An 18304-nucleotide genomic window follows, 5' to 3' on the forward strand; every position below is an offset into this window, starting at 1 on the left:
GGTTTTTAGACCTGTAGGAGCACCCCATTAATGAGCTTCGGCGCCGATGAAGAGATCCTTCAGGATTTCCTGGTTGAGGCCGGCGAGATTCTTGAGCAACTGTCCGAACAACTGGTCGAGCTGGAAAGCCGCCCGGATGACGCAGATCTGCTCAACGCAATTTTTCGCGGTTTCCACACTGTAAAAGGGGGCGCCGGCTTCCTTCAGCTCAACGAGCTGGTGGAGTGCTGTCACATCGCCGAAAACGTGTTCGACATCCTGCGCAAGGGTGAACGACGCGTCGATGCAGAACTGATGGACGTGGTGCTCGAAGCGCTGGACGCGGTGAACAGCATGTTCAGCGAAGTCCGCGATCGCAGCCCGATCACCGCCGCCACCCCGGAACTGCTGGCCGCCCTGGCGCGTCTGGCCGAACCGCAATCGGCGGATGAAGCCCCGGCTTCGCCTGTCGCCGAGATGATCGAAGAACTGGTCGTCGAAGGTGATTCGGGTGACATCACCGATAACGAATTTGAACAGTTGCTGGACTCGCTGAACGCCGTCAAGGCCGAAGCCGAAGCCCCGGCGGCTGCCGCTGCACCTGCTTCCACCGAAGCGGCCAGCGATGAAATCACCGACGCCGAGTTCGAGTCGCTGCTCGACCAGTTGCATGGCAAAGGCCAGTTCGCGGCCGACGCCGTGGCACCGGCGGCCGCTGCACCTGCTGCTCCGGCGGCGGGCGACAGCTCGGACATCACCGACGACGAATTCGAGGCCTTGCTCGATCAGTTGCACGGCAAGGGCAACTTTGCCGTTGATGCGCTGGAGTCGGCGATTGCTTCGGTTCCTGCAACGGCTGCTCCGGCAGCGGCTGCGGCCGGTAGCGATCTGATCAGCGATCACGAGTTCGAATCGCTGCTCGACGATCTGCATGGCAAAGGCAAGTTCACTGACGTCGCCACCGGTGCCGTCGTGACGGCTGGCAATGCTTCTGCTGTTGCAGCGCCTGCTGCGAAGGCCCCGGCCGCTGCGGCAAAACCTGCTGCAAAAGCGCCTGAGCCGAAAGCCGAACCGGCCAAACCGGCTGCCGCTGCGGCACCGGCTCCGGCCCGTGCACCGGCGACGCCGCCACCGGAAAAACCGGCGAGCGAAGCCGAGACCACCGTGCGTGTGGACACTGCACGTCTCGACGAAATCATGAACATGGTCGGCGAGCTGGTACTGGTGCGTAACCGTCTGGTGCGCCTGGGCTTGAACAGCGGCGACGAGTCGATGCAGAAGGCCGTGTCGAACCTCGACGTGGTCACCGCCGACTTGCAGACCGCGGTCATGAAGACCCGGATGCAGCCGATCAAGAAAGTCTTCGGCCGCTTCCCGCGTCTGGTTCGCGACCTGGCACGCCAGCTCAAGAAAGAGATCAACCTGGAACTGGTGGGCGAAGAGACCGACCTCGACAAGAACCTCGTCGAGGCACTGGCCGACCCGCTGGTCCACTTGGTGCGCAACGCGGTTGACCACGGCATCGAGTCGCCGGAAGAACGTGAAGCTTCGGGCAAGGCCCGTGGCGGCAAGGTGATTCTGGCGGCCGAGCAGGAAGGCGACCACATCCTGCTGTCGATCTCCGACGACGGCAAAGGCATGGACCCGAACGTCCTGCGCGCCATCGCCGTGAAACGCGGTGTGATGGACAAGGATGCCGCCGATCGCCTGAGCGACACCGAGTGCTACAACCTGATTTTCGCCCCGGGTTTCTCGACCAAGACCGAGATCTCCGACGTGTCCGGCCGCGGTGTCGGCATGGACGTGGTGAAGACCAAGATTTCCCAGCTCAACGGTTCGATCAACATCTACTCGACCAAGGGCCAGGGCTCGAAGATCGTCATCAAGGTGCCGCTGACGCTGGCGATCATGCCGACCCTGATGGTGATGCTCGGCAACCAGGCGTTCGCGTTCCCGCTGGTGAACGTCAACGAAATCTTCCACCTCGACCTGTCGACCACCAACGTGGTGGATGGCCAGGAAGTGGTGATCGTGCGGGACAAGGCGCTGCCATTGTTCTACCTCAAGCGCTGGCTGGTCAGCTCTGCCGCTCACGAAGAGCAGCGCGAAGGCCATGTGGTGATCCTTTCGGTGGGCACCCAGCGGATCGGCTTCGTCGTCGATCAACTGGTCGGTCAGGAAGAAGTGGTCATCAAGCCATTGGGCAAGATGCTCCAGGGAACTCCGGGCATGTCCGGCGCCACCATCACCGGTGACGGCCGCATTGCACTGATTCTCGATGTTCCGAGCATGCTCAAGCGTTACGCCGCACGGCGTATTTGAATCCGGGGCGGCGGGGCGACAACGTCCCGCCGCACCTAATGGAGTGTTTATGGCAGTCAAAGTCCTGGTGGTGGACGATTCGGGTTTTTTCCGCCGCCGCGTCTCGGAAATTCTTTCAGCGGATCCGAGCATCCAGGTTGTCGGCACGGCAACCAACGGTAAAGAGGCGATCGATCAGGCCCTGGCCCTCAAGCCGGACGTGATCACCATGGACTACGAGATGCCGATGATGGATGGCATCACGGCCGTGCGGCACATCATGCAGCGCTGCCCGACCCCGGTGTTGATGTTCTCCTCGCTGACGCACGAAGGCGCCCGGGTCACCCTGGATGCGCTGGATGCCGGCGCGGTGGATTTCCTGCCGAAGAATTTCGAAGACATCTCCCGCAATCCGGAGAAGGTCAAGCAACTGCTGTGCGAGAAGGTTCACAGCATCTCGCGCAGTAACCGTCGTTTCAGTGCCTACAGTGCGCCGGCGCCTGCCGCGACACCTGCACCTGCGCCGACTCCGGCAGCAGCGCCGTCGAGCTTTGGCAGCCACAGTGCTCCGGCCCGTCCGGCACCTGCGCCTGCACCGACTCGCGCGCCAGCGGCCAGCGCTTCGTCGCCGGCCCCGAAACGCAAAAACTACAAGCTTGTGGCGATTGGTACATCGACCGGCGGCCCGGTAGCGCTGCAACGGGTTCTGACCCAGTTGCCGGCCAACTTCCCGGCACCGATCGTGCTGATCCAGCACATGCCGGCAGCCTTCACCAAGGCCTTCGCCGAACGTCTGGACAAGCTGTGCCGCATCAGCGTCAAGGAAGCCGAGGATGGCGACATCCTGCGTCCGGGCCTGGCGCTGCTGGCGCCGGGTGGCAAGCAGATGATGATCGATGGCCGTGGCGCGGTGAAAATCCTGCCGGGCGACGAGCGTCTGAACTACAAGCCGTGCGTGGACATCACCTTCGGTTCTGCAGCCAAATCCTACAGTGACAAAGTTCTGGCGGTGGTACTGACCGGCATGGGCGCCGACGGCCGTGAAGGCGCACGCCTGCTCAAGCAGGGTGGCAGCACGGTCTGGGCTCAGGACGAAGCCAGTTGCGTGATCTACGGCATGCCGATGGCCATCGTCAAAGCTGACCTCGCCGACGCGGTGTACAGCCTGGACGATATCGGCAAGCACATCGTCGAGGCATGCGTCTGATGGATGTTCTAAGCCTTATCGGGATCATCATGGCGTTCGTCGCCATCATCGGCGGCAACTACCTGGAAGGTGGTCACCTCGGCGCGCTGGCCAACGGCCCGGCGGCGCTGATTGTGCTCGGTGGCACCGTCGGTGCCGCGCTGCTGCAATCGCCGATGAGCGCGTTCAAGCGCGCCATGCAGATTCTGGCGTGGATCTTTTTCCCGCCGCGTGTGGATCTGGCCGGCGGTATCGACCGCGTGGTCAACTGGAGCCTCACCGCCCGCAAGGAAGGCCTGCTGGGCCTGGAAGGCGTGGCGGATGCCGAGCCTGATGCCTACTCGCGCAAAGGCCTGCAACTGCTGGTCGACGGCGCCGAGCCGGAAGCGATCCGCAGCATCCTCGAAGTGGATTTCTACACCCAGGAAGCCCGCGATGTCGAAGCAGCCAAAGTGTTTGAAAGCATGGGCGGCTACGCGCCGACCATCGGCATCATCGGTGCGGTGATGGGCCTGATCCACGTGATGGGCAACCTGGCCGATCCGTCGCAACTGGGCAACGGTATCGCGGTCGCGTTCGTCGCTACCATCTACGGTGTAGCCAGTGCCAACCTGATCCTGTTGCCGGTGGCCGCCAAGCTCAAGTCAATCGCGTTGCGACAGTCGCGTTATCGCGAAATGTTGTTGGAAGGGATCTTGTCGATCGCTGAAGGTGAAAACCCACGCTCCATCGAGTTGAAGCTTCAGGGCTTCATGGATTAAGGGACTAACCTCATGGCACGTCGTCGCCAGCATCAAGAGCACGTAAACCATGAACGTTGGCTGGTTTCCTACGCCGACTTCATTACCTTGCTCTTTGCCTTCTTCGTGGTGATGTACTCCATCTCGTCGATCAACGAAGGCAAGTACAAGATCATCTCCGAAGCGCTGATCGGGGTCTTCACCGACTCCGACCGCGCGCTCAAGCCGATCCCGATCGGTGAAGAACGACCGAAGACCGTGACCCCGGCCAAGCCGCTGGTCAAGGACGCCGAACAGGTTGACGCCGGCATCGCCGGGGCCAGCGATCCGCTGAAAAGCATCGCCGATGACATCAGCGCCGCGTTCGGTGACCTGATCTCCTCGAACCAGATGACCGTGCGCGGCAACGAGCTGTGGGTCGAGATCGAACTCAACTCCAGCCTGTTGTTCGGCAGCGGTGATGCGATGCCCAGCGATATCGCGTTCAACATCATCGACAAGGTCGCAGCGATTCTCAAACCGTTCGACAACCCGATCCACGTCGAAGGCTTCACCGACGATCAACCGATCCGCACGGCGCAGTACCCGACCAACTGGGAACTGTCCTCGGCGCGTTCGGCGAGCATCGTGCGCATGCTGGCGATGCAGGGTGTCAACCCTGGCCGCATGGCGTCGGTGGGCTACGGCGAATTCCAGCCGGTGGCCAACAACGCCACCGCCGAAGGCCGGGCGAAGAACCGTCGTGTGGTGCTGGTGGTGTCGCGCAATCTTGATGTGCGCCGCAGCCTGACCGGCACCGGAACCGCCCATGCGCAACCGGATGCCGCGTTGAAGCGTGCTGGCACACAAACTGCACCGACCCCGGTCAAGACGCCGGGACGCGAGAGTGCCGTCAATTCTCCGTCGCCCGCATTAATACGCTGAACCATGTCTCGGCCGAGTATACCGGCCGGGAGGAACGATCTGAATGAGAGTCTGGGCAGTCGCCAATCAAAAGGGTGGTGTTGGTAAAACCACTTCTTCCATCGCTTTAGCCGGTTTGCTGGCAGAGGCGGGCAAGCGCGTGGTCGTGGTCGATCTCGACCCGCACGGCTCGATGACCAGCTATTTCGGTTACGACCCCGACAGCCTGGAACACAGCAACTACGACCTGTTTCTGCACAAGGGCAGCGTGCCGCAAGGCCTGCCGGGCCAGCTGCTGCTGTCGACCAGCGATGAACGCATTTCCCTGTTGCCGTCGAGCACCGCGCTGGCCACCCTCGAGCGCCAGTCGCCGGGGCAGAGTGGCCTGGGTCTGGTGATCGCCAAGAGTCTGGCGCAGCTGTGGCAGGACTTCGATTACGCGATCATCGACAGCCCGCCGTTGCTCGGCGTGTTGATGGTCAACGCCCTGGCCGCGAGCCAGCAACTGGTGATCCCGGTGCAGACCGAGCACCTGGCCGTCAAAGGCCTGGAGCGTATGGTCAATACCCTGGCGATGATCAACCGCTCGCGCAAACAGGCGCTGCCGTTCAGCATCGTGCCGACCCTGTTCGACCGCCGCACTCAGGCGTCGATGGGCACCTTGCGCGTGCTGCGTGACAAATTCCCCGACGAGATATGGCAGGGTTACATCCCGGTCGATACCCGTCTGCGCGACGCCAGTCGTGCCGGTGTCACCCCTTCGCAGTTCGACGGCAAGAGCCGTGGCGTGCTGGCTTACCGCGCGCTGCTCAAGCATCTGCTGGCGCAGCAACTCGTTCCGCAGGTGGCTTGAGCATGAATCGGCCGATCAAGCTGACGTCGAAGCCGCAACTGGCGCTGCAGTCCTATCTGGACGGCTTGCTGCAGGAAGTGCCGGACGAGGTCGAGCAGCAAATCGCAGCCCCGGTCGAGGTGGTCGAGACCGCCGCGGCGCTCGATGAATTCCAGGCCGCCGTGCTTGAAGAGCAGGCCCGGGATGCGCAAAAAGCCGCCCGGCCGATCGCCCCCGTTGCAGCGCCTGCCGCTGTGGTAGCGAAGGCGCCTGCGACGTTGATCAAAGAGCCTGAGCCGGTGCGCGTGGTATCGACCCTGGCGCCGCTGCTGCAAACCCAGCTTCTGCAAACGCCTCCGGCTCCCGTAGTCCCAGAGCCAGAATCTGAAGCACCTGCGCCAGCCCCGGTCGAGCCGACCCTGGTTGCGCCGCTGGTGGAAGTGCATCTGCCGCCCAGCAACACGCCGCCACCGGTAGAAACCGACGGTCGTCCGGCCTGGGCTTCGGAAGCGTTCGAATGCCTGCTGTTCGACGTCGCCGGGTTGACCCTGGCGGTGCCGCTGGTGTGCCTGGGCTCGATCTATTCGCTGGCCGGCCATGAGCTGACGCCGCTGTTCGGTCAGCCGGAATGGTTCCTCGGGATTCTGCCGAGCCAGGCCGGCAACCTGAAGGTGCTGGACACCGCACGCTGGGTCATGCCGGATCGCTACCGCGATGATTTCCGTCAGGGCCTGCAATACGTGATTTCGGTGCAGGGTTACGAGTGGGGCCTGGCGGTGCATCAGGTCAGTCGCTCGTTGCGTCTGGAGCCGAATGAAATCAAATGGAGAAGTCACCGGGGTCAGCGGCCATGGCTCGCCGGGACGGTGATTGAACACATGTGCGCCTTGCTCGATGTTTCCGCACTGGCCGAGTTGATCGCCAGCGGTGGGGCAAAGCACATGTCCGGCAGTAAGCCGAACCACAAACCGACATAAAGACAGTACCGGCATTCAAATGCCGGCGAACGAAACACACACCGCCAGGCGCGGTTTTTCGAGGGGCTAGGGTATGAACGACAAGGCTACGGCGGCAAAGGGTTCCGAAGATCCGATCCTGCAATGGGTGACCTTCAAGCTGGACAACGAAACCTACGGCATCAACGTGATGCGCGTTCAGGAAGTCCTGCGCTACACCGAGATCGCTCCGGTTCCGGGTGCGCCAAGCTACGTGCTGGGCATCATCAACCTGCGCGGCAACGTGGTGACCGTGATCGATACCCGTCAGCGCTTCGGCCTGATGAGCGGTGAGATCAGCGACAACACCCGTATCGTCATCATCGAAGCCGACAAGCAAGTGGTTGGCATCATGGTCGACAGCGTGGCCGAAGTGGTTTACCTGCGTCAGTCGGAAATCGAAACCGCACCGAACGTCGGTAACGAAGAGTCGGCCAAGTTCATCCAGGGCGTGTGCAACAAGAACAACGAGTTGCTGATCCTGGTCGAGCTGGACAAGATGATGAGCGAAGAAGAATGGTCGGAACTGGAGAACATCTGATTGATTCTCGAGGTAGCGGTCATTGTCCTGTTCCTGTTCTGGGCAGGCACGCTGGCGATGTTTCTGGCGTACATCAAGGCGCAGCGGGTGATCGCTGCGCAACAGGCCCAGGGCGATGCGCTGCGTGATCAGCGCATCAAGGACCTGGCCAAGCGTGTCGACGATTACCAGAACGGCAACGTGCGCATGGGCGAAGCCCTGCACGAGCTGCGCTCGGTCGTCGGTCCGATCCCGGACAAACTCGCCCAGCTCGAGCAGCGTGATCCATCCAGCCTGTCATTCGCCCAGGCGGCGAAACTGGTGGGGATGGGCGCGAGTGTCGATGAGCTGACCCAGTCCTGCGGGTTGACCCAGGCTGAGGCGGAGTTGATGCGCAAGCTGCACAGAAGCAGCTAAAAGCCTCAGGTGGGAACGAAAAAACGCAGTCATCGATGACTGCGTTTTTTTTGCCTTCAGTAATCGTCGCCGCGTTCGGTGACGTCTTTCTCGACCATCGGTGCATCCGGGTTGTGTCCCGCCGGGAACTTGCCCTTGAGGTTCCAGGCGAACGCGATGATCTCGGCGATCGTGCGGTACAGCTCTTCGGGGATGCTATCGCCCAGTTCCATCCGCGCCAGCAACTTCACCAGTTCGGCGTTTTCGTAGATCGGCACTTCACAGTCGCGGGCGATCCGCAGGATTTCTTCGGCCAGTTCTTCGTCGCCCTTGGCGGTGAGGGTCGGGGCGTGGCTGCCGTCGTATTTGAGGGCGATGGCCTGGCGTGGAGCGGTGGTGTCATTCATGCGGTTTCGTCGACCCAGCGGTGTTCGAGGCGGGTTTGGATGCCTTGCGGCGGGGTGCCGAGGTGGCAGTCGATGTCGCCGACGTTCAGCCCGGAATCCAGCAGGCGCTGGCGCAGTGCAGTCAGATTGCTTTCGATCAGGCTCGCGGTGTACGGCCGCTCGGCCCATAGCTGACTGGACAGGCTGCCGCTGATCAATTGCGCCTGAATCTGCATCGGCCCCAGCGGTTCCATGTCGAACGCCAGATCGACGCGCCACAGTTGTTGTTTCGGCTCGCGCTCATCGCGGCGCTGCTCGTTCGCTTCCTGTTTCTCCGGTGCTTCTTCGCGCTGGAACTTGACCTGCAACGGCACGATGTCCTGCAGGTTGCGCATCGGGATTTCCAGTTGCCAGGTGCTGAGCAGACGACCGTCATCGGTGACGCCGGTCTGTTCCAGACTCGACAGCTGATGACTTTGCAAGCGCGACACGGCGGCTGCGGCGAGGCGCAGTAAATGTTCCAGATCGCCTTCACCTTCCAGACTTTGCAGCAGCCGGTCGGGCAGCGGAAAACTGCTCGGCACCGGCTTCGCACTGACCTGACCGAGCATGCCCAGGGCGTTGCGCACAAAGCTCGGCAGCGCCTGGGCCAACGTGTTGGCGGCGATGATCGCATTCAGGTTGGTATTGCCGGGCAGGCCGGGTGTGAGCTGGGCGATCAGCTTGAGCAGATCGGCTTTCATGTCCGGGGCCAGCGTCGGGTTCTGTCCGGTCAGCAGTTTGGTTTCGAGGAACACGCCGCTGTTGGCCAGCGCCTGGGCCAGACCTTTTGGGGTGCTCAGTTGCTGCACGTCCGGCAGGTTGGCGAGCAGTTTGTCCACGGCGGCACGCAAATCCTGGGAGGTCTGGTCGGTGGCGGGGGGCAGGCTCTGGAGCATTTTCAGCAAGCCGTCGAGCGAGCCCTGACGGCTTTGCTGACTGACCAGTTGCTGGCTGACCGCCAGTTGTTCCTGGCGATTGCTCAGCGGCAGGAACTTCAGGGTTTGCGAGTCCTGCACCAGCGCCGACAGCAAGGTGCCGATACGCAACGGTTGCGGGCTGTCGATGCTCAGGGTGGTGCCGCTCAACGCGGTGTTGAGCAGGCTGACCATCGAGCGATACACCGTCGGTTGCCCCGGCACCTGCGGCAAGACCTGAGCCGTCAGCACCTTGCCTTGTAGCAGCGTGCCGACCGGCAGTTGCGCGGTGTCGATGCGGGTGAGGGTGGCGACGCTGCTGGCGATGGCCTGTTGCACGGTGATCGCCAGATTGCCCGCCGACGGCTGGGTGATCGCCAGGCTGGTGCCCTGAGGCAGCGGCAGATTGCTGGTCGCCTGCACGGTGGTCTGACGGCCGCTGTCCAGCGTCACCTTGAGCAGCAACTGAAAGGTCTGATCCGCCTGCTTGAGCGACAACACCTCGGCCTTGGCGCTCTGGCCGGCGGCAATCAGCCCGTCGACCGGCGTCAGCAACTTCAGCAGCTCACCCACCTGCGGGCGAACGGTCGCCGGGGTGGTGGGCGGGAGCGGGAGGATGTTCATTTCGCCTGTCATACGCGGACACAACCTGAGGAAAATGCACTCTGGAGAGAGGATGGCGACATGTATAATGCCGCCCGTCGTTCCAGGAGTGGCGAAAACATTGCAATTGTTTGACGCAGCTCTCTAGATCGAGCCGTCAATGCATCTATGCTGCAACTCTTTAACGGCCGCGCCAGAGCCGACTTGAACCGTATAAGGCCCGTGAACCCTTGACCAGTCCTGTCCTGCAAACCGTTGCCCTCGCGTGTGAACGTGATCTCAGACTGCTCTTCGACAATCTCGAATTGAGACTGGCCAGTGGCGATATGGTGCAGATCAGCGGCCCCAACGGCAGCGGCAAGACCAGCCTGCTGCGTTTGCTGGCCGGTTTGATGCAGCCGACCGACGGTCAGGTACTGCTCAACGGCAAGCCGCTGGGCGAGCAACGCAGCGAGCTGGCGCGCAACCTGCTGTGGATCGGCCATGCCGCCGGGATCAAGGATCTGCTCACGCCGGAAGAAAACCTCGCCTGGCTCTGCGCCCTGCATCAACCCGCCGAACGCGACGCGATCTGGCAGGCCCTGGCGGCGGTTGGATTGCGCGGTTTCGAGGATGTTCCCTGCCACAGTCTGTCCGCCGGCCAGCAGCGCCGCGTGGCATTGGCGCGGTTGTATCTGGACAGCCCGCCGTTGTGGATTCTCGACGAACCGTTCACCGCCCTCGACAAACAGGGCGTGGCACAGCTTGAAGAACACCTGGCCGGGCACTGCGAACGGGGAGGGCTGGTGGTGCTCACCACGCACCATACGCTGAGCCGGATGCCGGCCGGTTATCGCGACATCGATCTGGGGAATTGGGCGGTATGAGTGTGTTCGGCCTGCTGGTTGCCCGTGAATCCCGACTGCTGTTCCGTCGCCCGGCGGAGCTGGCCAATCCGCTGATTTTCTTCGCCATCGTCATCGCGCTGTTCCCGCTGGCCGTCGGACCGGAAACTCAAGTATTGCAAAACTTGTCCCCGGGGTTAGTCTGGGTGGCGGCACTTTTGTCGGTCCTGCTCTCGCTGGACGGGCTTTTCCGCAGTGATTTCGAAGATGGCTCCCTTGAACAGTGGGTCCTTTCGCCGCACCCCCTGCCACTTCTGGTATTGGCCAAGGTGCTGGCACACTGGCTTTTTTCCGGGCTGGCACTGGTTTTGCTCTCGCCGTTACTGGCGTTGATGCTCGGGTTGCCGGCTGCGTGTCTGCCGGTTTTGCTGCTTTCGTTGCTGCTGGGAACACCGGTGCTGAGCTTGCTCGGCGCGGTGGGCGCGGCGCTGACGGTCGGTCTGAAACGCGGTGGCCTGTTGCTGGCGCTGCTGATTCTGCCGTTGTACATCCCGGTGTTGATCCTCGGCAGTGGCGCCTTGCAGGCGGCGTTGCAGGGCATGCCGGCGCTTGGTTATCTGTTGTGGCTTGGCAGCCTGACCGCCCTGGCGATAACCCTGACACCTTTTGCAATAGCGGCTGGCCTGAAGATCAGCGTCGGCGAATAATGAGGTCTGGTTAAAATTTAACCAGCAAAGACCCTGAGACTGCTCACACCGATGAGCGGCACCCGTGATGGAAACAGTATGAACTGGACCTGGTTTCACAAGCTCGGCTCGCCCAAGTGGTTCTACGGCATCAGCAGCAAGTTTTTGCCGTGGTTGAGCCTCGCCGCGTTGTTGCTGATCTGCGTTGGCGTCATCTGGGGCCTGGCCTTCGCGCCGCCGGACTATCAGCAAGGCAACAGCTTTCGCATCATCTATATCCACGTGCCCGCCGCGATGCTCGCTCAGTCGATCTACGTGATGCTGGCGGTGTGCGGGGGGGTCGGGCTGGTGTGGAAGATGAAACTGGCCGATGTCGCCCTGCAGTGCGCCGCACCGATCGGTGCGTGGATGACCGCCGTGGCGCTGGTCACCGGGGCGATCTGGGGCAAACCGACCTGGGGTTCGTGGTGGGTCTGGGACGCGCGTCTGACCTCGATGCTGATTCTGCTGTTCCTGTATTTCGGCGTGATCGCGCTGGGCAACGCCATCAGCAACCGCGACAGCGCCGCCAAGGCCTGCGCGGTGCTGGCCATCGTCGGCGTGATCAACATTCCGATCATCAAATACTCGGTGGAGTGGTGGAACACTCTGCACCAGGGCGCGACCTTCACCCTCACCGAAAAACCGGCGATGCCCGTCGAGATGTGGCTACCGCTGCTGCTGACGGTGCTGGGTTTCTACTGTTTCTTCGGCGCCGTGCTGTTGCTGCGCATGCGCCTTGAAGTGCTCAAGCGCGAAGCCCGCGCCAGTTGGGTGAAAGAAGAAGTGCAGAACAGCCTGGAGGCCGCTCGATGAGTTTCGCGTCATTCGGCGACTTCCTCGCCATGGGCCATCACGGCCTGTATGTCTGGTCGGCCTACGGCATCTGTCTGGCGGTACTGATCCTCAACGTGGCGGCGCCGATCGCGGCCCGCAAGCGTTATCTGCAACAAGAGGCGCGTCGTCTGCGCCGGGAGAACGGCAAGTGAATCCGCTGCGTAAAAAGCGTCTGATCATCATCCTGGCAATTCTGGTCGGGGTCGGCGCTGCCGTCGGCTTGGCCCTGAGCGCCCTGCAGCAGAACATAAACCTGTTTTACACCCCGACCCAGATCGCCAACGGCGAAGCGCCGCAGGACACCCGCATCCGCGCCGGCGGCATGGTCGAGAAGGGCTCGCTGCAACGCTCCACGGATTCGCTGGACGTGAAATTCGTGGTCACTGACTTCAACAAGTCCGTGACCATCACCTACCGTGGAATCCTGCCGGATCTGTTCCGTGAAGGGCAGGGCATCGTCGCACTGGGCAAGCTCAACGCCGATGGCGTGGTAGTCGCCGATGAAGTACTGGCCAAGCACGACGAGAAATACATGCCGCCGGAAGTGACCAAAGCCCTGAAGGACAGCGGCCAATCCGCGCCAACCCCTGCGAAGGAGGGTTGATCGATGACATCCAGCATTTTCATTCCTGAGTTGGGCCATCTGGCCATGATCCTCGCGCTGTGTTTTGCGCTGGTGCAGGCCGTGGTGCCGTTGCTCGGTGCCTGGCGCGGCGACCGTCTGTGGATGGGGCTCGCCCAACCGGCGGCGTGGGGGCAGTTCGCATTTCTGCTGTTCGCCTTCGGTTGCCTGACCTACGCCTTCATGACCGACGATTTCTCCGTGGCTTACGTCGCGATGAACTCCAACAGCGCGCTGCCGTGGTACTACAAGTTCAGCGCGGTGTGGGGCGCCCACGAAGGGTCGCTGCTGCTGTGGGCGTTGATCCTTGGCGGCTGGACCTTCGCCGTGTCGGTGTTCTCCCGGCAACTGCCGCAAGTGATGCTCGCTCGCGTGCTGGCGGTGATGGGCATGATCAGCACCGGTTTCCTGCTGTTCCTGATCCTCACCTCGAACCCGTTTTCGCGGATCCTGCCGCAGATCCCGGCCGACGGTCGTGACCTCAACCCATTGCTGCAGGACATCGGCCTGATCGTGCATCCGCCGATGCTCTACATGGGCTACGTCGGTTTCTCGGTGGCGTTCGCCTTCGCCATCGCCGCGTTGCTCGGCGGTCGTCTCGATGCCGCGTGGGCACGCTGGTCGCGTCCGTGGACCATCGTCGCCTGGGCCTTCCTCGGCATCGGCATCACCCTCGGTTCGTGGTGGGCTTACTACGAACTCGGCTGGGGTGGCTGGTGGTTCTGGGACCCGGTGGAAAACGCCTCCTTCATGCCATGGCTGGTGGGCACGGCGCTGATTCACTCGCTGGCGGTCACCGAGAAACGTGGCGTGTTCAAGAGCTGGACGGTGTTGCTGGCCATTGCCGCGTTCTCCCTGAGCCTGCTCGGCACCTTCCTCGTGCGTTCCGGCGTGCTGACCTCGGTGCACGCGTTTGCCTCCGATCCTGAGCGCGGCGTGTTCATCCTGATCTTCCTGCTGTTCGTGGTCGGTGGTTCGCTGACCCTGTTCGCATTGCGCGCTCCGGTGGTCAAGAGCCAGGTCGGCTTCAACCTGTGGTCGCGGGAAACCCTGCTGCTGGGCAATAACCTGGTGCTGGTGGTGGCAGCGTCGATGATCCTGCTCGGCACCCTGTATCCGCTGATTCTCGACGCGATCAGCGGCGCCAAGCTGTCGGTCGGCCCGCCGTACTTCAACGCGTTGTTCATTCCGTTGATGGCGCTGTTGATGCTGGTGATGGCGGTCGGCGTGATCGTGCGCTGGAAAGACACCCCGGTGAAATGGCTGGTCAGCATGCTGACCCCGGTGCTGCTGGGCAGCGTTGCGCTGGCGGTGGTAGCCGGCGTCGCCTACGGCGATTTCAACTGGGCCGTCATCGCGACGTTCCTGCTCGCGGCCTGGGTGTTGCTGGCCGGCGTGCGCGACATCTTCGACAAGACCCGCCACAAAGGTCTGATCAAAGGCCTGCCGACCCTGACCCGCAGTTACTGGGGCATGCAGATCGCCCACCTCGGTATCGCCGTCTGTGCGCTGGGCGTGGTGTTGTCGAGCCAGAACAGTGCCGAACGCGACCTGCGTCTGGCACCGGGCGAATCAATGGATCTGGCCGGTTATCAGTTCGTGTTTGAAGGCGCCAAGCACTTCGAAGGCCCGAACTTCACCTCCGACAAGGGCACCGTCCGGGTGATTCGCAACGGTCAGGAAGTCAGCGTGCTGCACCCGGAAAAACGTCTGTACACCGTGCAGAACTCGGTGATGACCGAGGCCGGGATCGACGCCGGTTTCACCCGCGACCTCTACGTCGCCCTGGGCGAACCGCTGGGCGGTGGCGCCTGGGCGGTGCGGGTGCATGTGAAACCGTTTGTGCGCTGGATCTGGTTCGGCGGTCTGCTGACCGGTTTCGGTGGTCTGCTGGCGGCGCTGGATCGGCGTTACCGGGTCAAGGTCAAAGCCCGCGTGCGTGAAGCGCTGGGCATGGAAGGAGCCGCTGCATGAGACGTTGGTTGATGCTGGTGCCATTGGCGATTTTCCTGCTGGTGGCCGTATTCCTTTATCGCGGTCTGTATCTGGATCCGGCGGAGCTGCCGTCGGCGATGATCAACAAGCCGTTCCCGGAGTTTTCGCTGCCGGCGGTGCAGGGCGACAAGACCCTGACCCGCGCCGACATTCTCGGCAAACCGGCACTGGTCAACGTCTGGGGCACCTGGTGCATTTCCTGCCGGGTCGAGCACCCGGTGCTGAACAAACTCGCCGAGCGCGGCGTGGTGATCTACGGGATCAACTACAAGGACACCAACGCCGATGCGCTGAAGTGGCTGGCCGAATTCCACAATCCGTATCAACTGGACATCCGCGACGACGAAGGCTCGCTGGGCCTGAACCTCGGTGTCTACGGTGCGCCGGAAACTTTCTTCATCGACGCCAAGGGCGTCATCCGCGACAAGTACGTCGGCGTAATCGACGAGCAGGTCTGGCGCGAAAAACTGGCGGCCAAGTATCAGGCGCTGGTCGACGAGGCCAAGCCATGAAGCGCTTTTTAGCTGCCATGGTGTTGGGCTTGAGCCTGGCCGGTGTGGCCCACGCCGCCATCGACACCTACGAGTTCGCCAAAGAAGGCGATCGCGAGCGTTTCCGCGAGCTGACCAAGGAACTGCGCTGCCCCAAGTGCCAGAACCAGGACATCGCCGACTCCAATGCACCGATTGCCGCCGACCTGCGCAAAGAGATTTTCCGCATGCTCGGCGAGGGCAAGGACAATCAGCAGATCATCGACTTCATGGTCGATCGCTACGGTGATTTCGTCCGCTACAAACCGGCGCTCAATGCCAAGACCGCGTTGCTCTGGTTCGGCCCGGCCGGCCTGTTGCTGGGTGGCTTCGTGGTGATTGCCGTGATCGTCCGCCGCCGTCGCGGGCAACGCGCCGAGACGCCGCAATCGCTGTCCCCTGAAGAGCGTCAGCGCCTCGACCAACTGTTGGATAAAAACCAAGAATGATTGATTTCTGGCTTGCCGCAGGGCTGTTGCTTCTGGTCGCCCTGAGTTTTCTGCTGATCCCCGTCCTGCGTGAACGTCGCGCCCAGCGTGAAGAGGATCGAACCGCCCTCAACGTCGCGCTGTATCAGGAACGCGTCGCCGAACTGCAATCGCAGCAGGCCGAAGGCGTCCTCGATGCTGCGCAAATGGACAGTGGCCGTGCCGAAGCGGCCCGTGAGTTGCTTGCCGACACTGAAGGTGTGGCGCCGGCGCGGGTTTCGCGTCTGGGCAAGCCGTTGCCGCTGCTGGCAGCCGTGCTGGTGCCGGTGTTGGGACTCGGTCTGTATCTGCATTTTGGCGCGAGCGACAAGGTCGAACTGACCCGCGAGTTCGCCCAGGCGCCGCAGTCGATGGAAGAGATGACCCAGCGTCTGGAGCGCGCAGTTGCCGCACAACCGGATTCGGCTGAAGGCGTGTATTTCCTCGGTCGTACCTACATGGCTCAGGATCGCCCGGCGGACGCGGCGAAGATGTTCGAACGTGCCGTCAATCTCGCCGGTCGCCAGCCGGAACTGCTCGGCCAGTGGGCGCAGGCCCAGTACTTTGCCGACAACAAAAAATGGTCGGACAAGGTTCAGGCCCTGACCGACGAAGCGCTGAAAGCCGATCCGAAGGAAGTCACCAGCCTCGGCCTGTTGGGCATCGCCGCGTTCGAAGGCGAGCGTTATCAGGAAGCCATCGACTACTGGAACCGTCTGCTGGCGCAACTGCCGCCACAGGACAAATCCCGCGAGGCCCTGCAGGGCGGCATCACCCGCGCCACCGAAAAGCTGCAGGCCAGCGGTGGCAAGGTCGCCTCGGCGCCAGCAGCGAAAGCGGCGGCGTTGTTGAAAGTGCGTGTGGATCTGGCCAGCGAGCTCAAAGCCAAGGTGCAACCGGGTGACAGCGTGTTCATTTTTGCCCGCGCCACCTCGGGCCCGCCGGCACCGCTGGCAGCCAAGCGCCTGACCGTCGCCGATCTGCCGGTGACTGTCGAACTGGGCGATGCCGACGCGATGATGCCGCAATTGAAACTGTCGAACTTCCCCGAAGTCCAACTGGTTGCGCGCATCTCCCGTGCCGGTGAGCCGACCGCCGGTGAGTGGGTCGGTCGCAGCGGGCCTCTGGCCAGCAGCACCACCGCGCCGCAGACACTGACCATCGACAGCCCGGACAAATAGCCGGAACCAACAGGAAAGTACCGCCATGAACGCCATCGCCCGAATCACAGTCCTCACACTGGCCCTGGGCTTGAGCGCATGTGCGGTGCAACGACCGGAGCCGACCACCAGGCTGCCGCCTATCCCGCCGTCACAACCCAGCCCGACCCCGTCGACCAGCCCGACGCCGAGCAAGCCCGGCATCCCGGCCAAACCCGCCAAACCTGTCCCGCGCACCTCCGCCAGCTTCGCCCCGCCCCCTGGCGGCAACAGCCACTGGGACCAGAAACTGGGCGTTTACGTGCTCGACGACCAGACCAACACCTTCTACCGTCAGCGCACCTACTACCGCTGGAACAACGGCTGGAGCCGCTCGATCAGCCCCAACGGCCCGTGGGAAGAAACCAACATCCACGGCGTACCGGCGGGACTGGGCAAGCAGTTCGGGGAGTAATGAAAAACGGCGATCTCAGGATCGCCGTTTTGCTGTCTGGGGTGATGAGCAATGCCTCACTCGTATCCTGTCATCAACGCCTGAGCTTGCTTTGCGAGAAGCGCCAATGCCAGCTCGCTGGGGCAGTGCATCAATCACATGCTGCAAAACAACCGAACGTCGTGCTGCGAATTTCTGTGCTTGAGTAAAGATAACTCTAGGGTTACTTTTGTTAAGCCGAAGCAAGGAGGCGGTTGGTGCAGAGCAGGTTATTGATCAAGGAGCTGGAGGAGGCAGGCTGGACGCTGGACCGGATAACCGGCAGCCACCACATCTTCACGCACCGTTACAACCCATACACGATTCCCGTCCCGCATCCGAAAAAGGATTTGCCGGTCGGGACGGTCAAGAGCATCAGGAGGCGTGCCGGGTTGTACAACCCGCCAGCCAGTTACAGAGGAGATCCGTAATGCAATACCCAATCTGCATCGAATGGGGTGACGAGAACACCGCCATCGGGATTCAGATCCCCGATATTCCCGGCGCGATTACTGCCGGAGATACGTTTGAGGATGCCTACAACGCGGCCGTCGAGATTGCCCACATCATGCTGCAGGAGATTGCGGCCGATGGCGACTCGATTCCGATGCCGACTTCGGCGGCCACCCATCGCAACAACCCGGAGTTTGCCGACATGGGCTGGGGCATGCTCGAGCTGGACATCTCGCCGTACATGGGCAAGACCGAAAAGGTCAATGTGACGTTGCCGGGCTATGTCATCCAGCGCATTGACCGCTACGTGCGTGAACACAATGTCAAAAGCCGCTCCTCTTTTCTGGCGGATGCCGCCATGGAAAAACTGGTCCGGCATTGAGCCTCGAGCACTGTCGGATCAGCGATCCGGCAGTGCTTTT

The 18304-nt window shown here is 62.3% G+C and carries 22 protein-coding genes; 20 read left to right on the forward strand and 2 right to left on the reverse strand.

The window, feature by feature from the left end:
• The first annotated feature begins 30 nt into the window (after positions 1-30).
• The 8 genes from ABFB52_RS09050 (at position 31) to ABFB52_RS09085 (ending at position 7873) form a co-directional block, all read left to right on the forward strand.
• The gene (locus ABFB52_RS09050) at positions 31-2301 is read left to right on the forward strand and encodes a chemotaxis protein CheA (RefSeq protein ID WP_085605806.1); all 2271 of its coding nucleotides are present in this window, start codon (positions 31-33) and stop codon (positions 2299-2301) included.
• Positions 2302-2350: 49 nt separating this feature from the next.
• Positions 2351-3487 carry a chemotaxis response regulator protein-glutamate methylesterase gene (locus ABFB52_RS09055; protein ID WP_085747100.1) on the forward strand — a complete coding sequence of 379 codons (1137 nt, stop codon included), beginning with the start codon at positions 2351-2353 and terminating at the stop codon, positions 3485-3487.
• A complete protein-coding gene (locus ABFB52_RS09060) occupies positions 3487-4227 on the forward strand; it encodes a flagellar motor protein (protein ID WP_064600715.1) in 741 nt (246 codons plus the stop codon). Before ABFB52_RS09055 ends, ABFB52_RS09060 begins: the two co-directional genes overlap by 1 nt.
• A 12-nt stretch (positions 4228-4239) precedes the next feature.
• The gene (gene motD, locus ABFB52_RS09065) at positions 4240-5130 is read left to right on the forward strand and encodes a flagellar motor protein MotD (protein WP_129973903.1); all 891 of its coding nucleotides are present in this window, start codon (positions 4240-4242) and stop codon (positions 5128-5130) included.
• A gap of 43 nt (positions 5131-5173) precedes the next feature.
• Entirely contained in the window at positions 5174-5962 is a 789-nt protein-coding gene (locus ABFB52_RS09070; protein ID WP_007959220.1) for a ParA family protein, read from the forward strand.
• Positions 5963-5964: 2 nt separating this feature from the next.
• The gene (locus ABFB52_RS09075; RefSeq protein ID WP_129973902.1) at positions 5965-6918 is read left to right on the forward strand and encodes a CheW domain-containing protein; all 954 of its coding nucleotides are present in this window, start codon (positions 5965-5967) and stop codon (positions 6916-6918) included.
• Between the two features lie 73 nt (positions 6919-6991).
• Positions 6992-7477, forward strand: coding sequence for a chemotaxis protein CheW (locus tag ABFB52_RS09080; RefSeq protein WP_007959223.1), 486 nt, complete (start codon positions 6992-6994; stop codon positions 7475-7477).
• Entirely contained in the window at positions 7478-7873 is a 396-nt protein-coding gene (locus ABFB52_RS09085) for a DUF2802 domain-containing protein (protein ID WP_007959226.1), read from the forward strand.
• A gap of 56 nt (positions 7874-7929) precedes the next feature.
• Here ABFB52_RS09085 and ABFB52_RS09090 read toward each other — a convergent pair whose 3' ends face one another.
• Together ABFB52_RS09090 and ABFB52_RS09095 are read right to left on the reverse strand one after the other, a co-directional pair.
• On the reverse strand, positions 7930-8259 hold the full coding sequence (locus tag ABFB52_RS09090; protein ID WP_007959228.1) for an EscU/YscU/HrcU family type III secretion system export apparatus switch protein: 330 nt from the start codon (positions 8257-8259) through the stop codon (positions 7930-7932).
• A complete protein-coding gene (locus tag ABFB52_RS09095) occupies positions 8256-9830 on the reverse strand; it encodes a flagellar hook-length control protein FliK (RefSeq protein ID WP_085747096.1) in 1575 nt (524 codons plus the stop codon). The genes ABFB52_RS09090 and ABFB52_RS09095 overlap by 4 nt, the downstream gene beginning before the upstream one ends.
• A gap of 197 nt (positions 9831-10027) precedes the next feature.
• Between ABFB52_RS09095 and ccmA the strand changes: the two genes are divergently transcribed.
• The 12 genes from ccmA to ABFB52_RS09155 all read left to right on the forward strand — a co-directional run bounded on the left by ccmA (position 10028) and on the right by ABFB52_RS09155 (position 18264).
• Positions 10028-10663, forward strand: coding sequence for a cytochrome c biogenesis heme-transporting ATPase CcmA (gene ccmA, locus ABFB52_RS09100; RefSeq protein WP_007959232.1), 636 nt, complete (start codon positions 10028-10030; stop codon positions 10661-10663).
• A complete protein-coding gene (ccmB, locus tag ABFB52_RS09105; RefSeq protein ID WP_011333083.1) occupies positions 10660-11328 on the forward strand; it encodes a heme exporter protein CcmB in 669 nt (222 codons plus the stop codon). The genes ccmA and ccmB overlap by 4 nt, the downstream gene beginning before the upstream one ends.
• 78 nt (positions 11329-11406) lie before the next feature.
• A complete protein-coding gene (ccmC, locus tag ABFB52_RS09110) occupies positions 11407-12162 on the forward strand; it encodes a heme ABC transporter permease (RefSeq protein ID WP_129973901.1) in 756 nt (251 codons plus the stop codon).
• Positions 12159-12335 (forward strand): heme exporter protein CcmD, encoded by a 177-nt coding sequence (ccmD, locus tag ABFB52_RS09115; RefSeq protein ID WP_011333085.1) that lies wholly within the window; start codon positions 12159-12161, stop codon positions 12333-12335. The genes ccmC and ccmD overlap by 4 nt, the downstream gene beginning before the upstream one ends.
• The gene (ccmE, locus tag ABFB52_RS09120) at positions 12332-12787 is read left to right on the forward strand and encodes a cytochrome c maturation protein CcmE (protein ID WP_011333086.1); all 456 of its coding nucleotides are present in this window, start codon (positions 12332-12334) and stop codon (positions 12785-12787) included. Before ccmD ends, ccmE begins: the two co-directional genes overlap by 4 nt.
• 3 nt (positions 12788-12790) lie before the next feature.
• The gene (locus ABFB52_RS09125) at positions 12791-14779 is read left to right on the forward strand and encodes a heme lyase CcmF/NrfE family subunit (protein WP_129973900.1); all 1989 of its coding nucleotides are present in this window, start codon (positions 12791-12793) and stop codon (positions 14777-14779) included.
• Positions 14776-15312 carry a DsbE family thiol:disulfide interchange protein gene (locus tag ABFB52_RS09130; protein ID WP_085747095.1) on the forward strand — a complete coding sequence of 179 codons (537 nt, stop codon included), beginning with the start codon at positions 14776-14778 and terminating at the stop codon, positions 15310-15312. Before ABFB52_RS09125 ends, ABFB52_RS09130 begins: the two co-directional genes overlap by 4 nt.
• The gene (locus tag ABFB52_RS09135) at positions 15309-15779 is read left to right on the forward strand and encodes a cytochrome c-type biogenesis protein (RefSeq protein ID WP_011333089.1); all 471 of its coding nucleotides are present in this window, start codon (positions 15309-15311) and stop codon (positions 15777-15779) included. The genes ABFB52_RS09130 and ABFB52_RS09135 overlap by 4 nt, the downstream gene beginning before the upstream one ends.
• On the forward strand, positions 15776-16978 hold the full coding sequence (gene ccmI, locus ABFB52_RS09140; protein ID WP_085747094.1) for a c-type cytochrome biogenesis protein CcmI: 1203 nt from the start codon (positions 15776-15778) through the stop codon (positions 16976-16978). The genes ABFB52_RS09135 and ccmI overlap by 4 nt, the downstream gene beginning before the upstream one ends.
• A gap of 25 nt (positions 16979-17003) precedes the next feature.
• Positions 17004-17411 (forward strand): hypothetical protein, encoded by a 408-nt coding sequence (locus ABFB52_RS09145; protein WP_085611512.1) that lies wholly within the window; start codon positions 17004-17006, stop codon positions 17409-17411.
• Positions 17412-17647: 236 nt separating this feature from the next.
• Positions 17648-17860, forward strand: a complete 213-nt coding sequence (locus ABFB52_RS09150; RefSeq protein ID WP_085611511.1) for a type II toxin-antitoxin system HicA family toxin — start codon at positions 17648-17650, stop codon at positions 17858-17860.
• A complete protein-coding gene (locus ABFB52_RS09155; RefSeq protein WP_011333093.1) occupies positions 17860-18264 on the forward strand; it encodes a type II toxin-antitoxin system HicB family antitoxin in 405 nt (134 codons plus the stop codon). The genes ABFB52_RS09150 and ABFB52_RS09155 overlap by 1 nt, the downstream gene beginning before the upstream one ends.
• The last annotated feature ends 40 nt before the right edge of the window (positions 18265-18304 follow it).

The organism is Pseudomonas sp. 9.2(2024) (assembly GCF_039695385.1).
Taxonomy (GTDB): domain Bacteria; phylum Pseudomonadota; class Gammaproteobacteria; order Pseudomonadales; family Pseudomonadaceae; genus Aquipseudomonas; species Aquipseudomonas paraglycinae.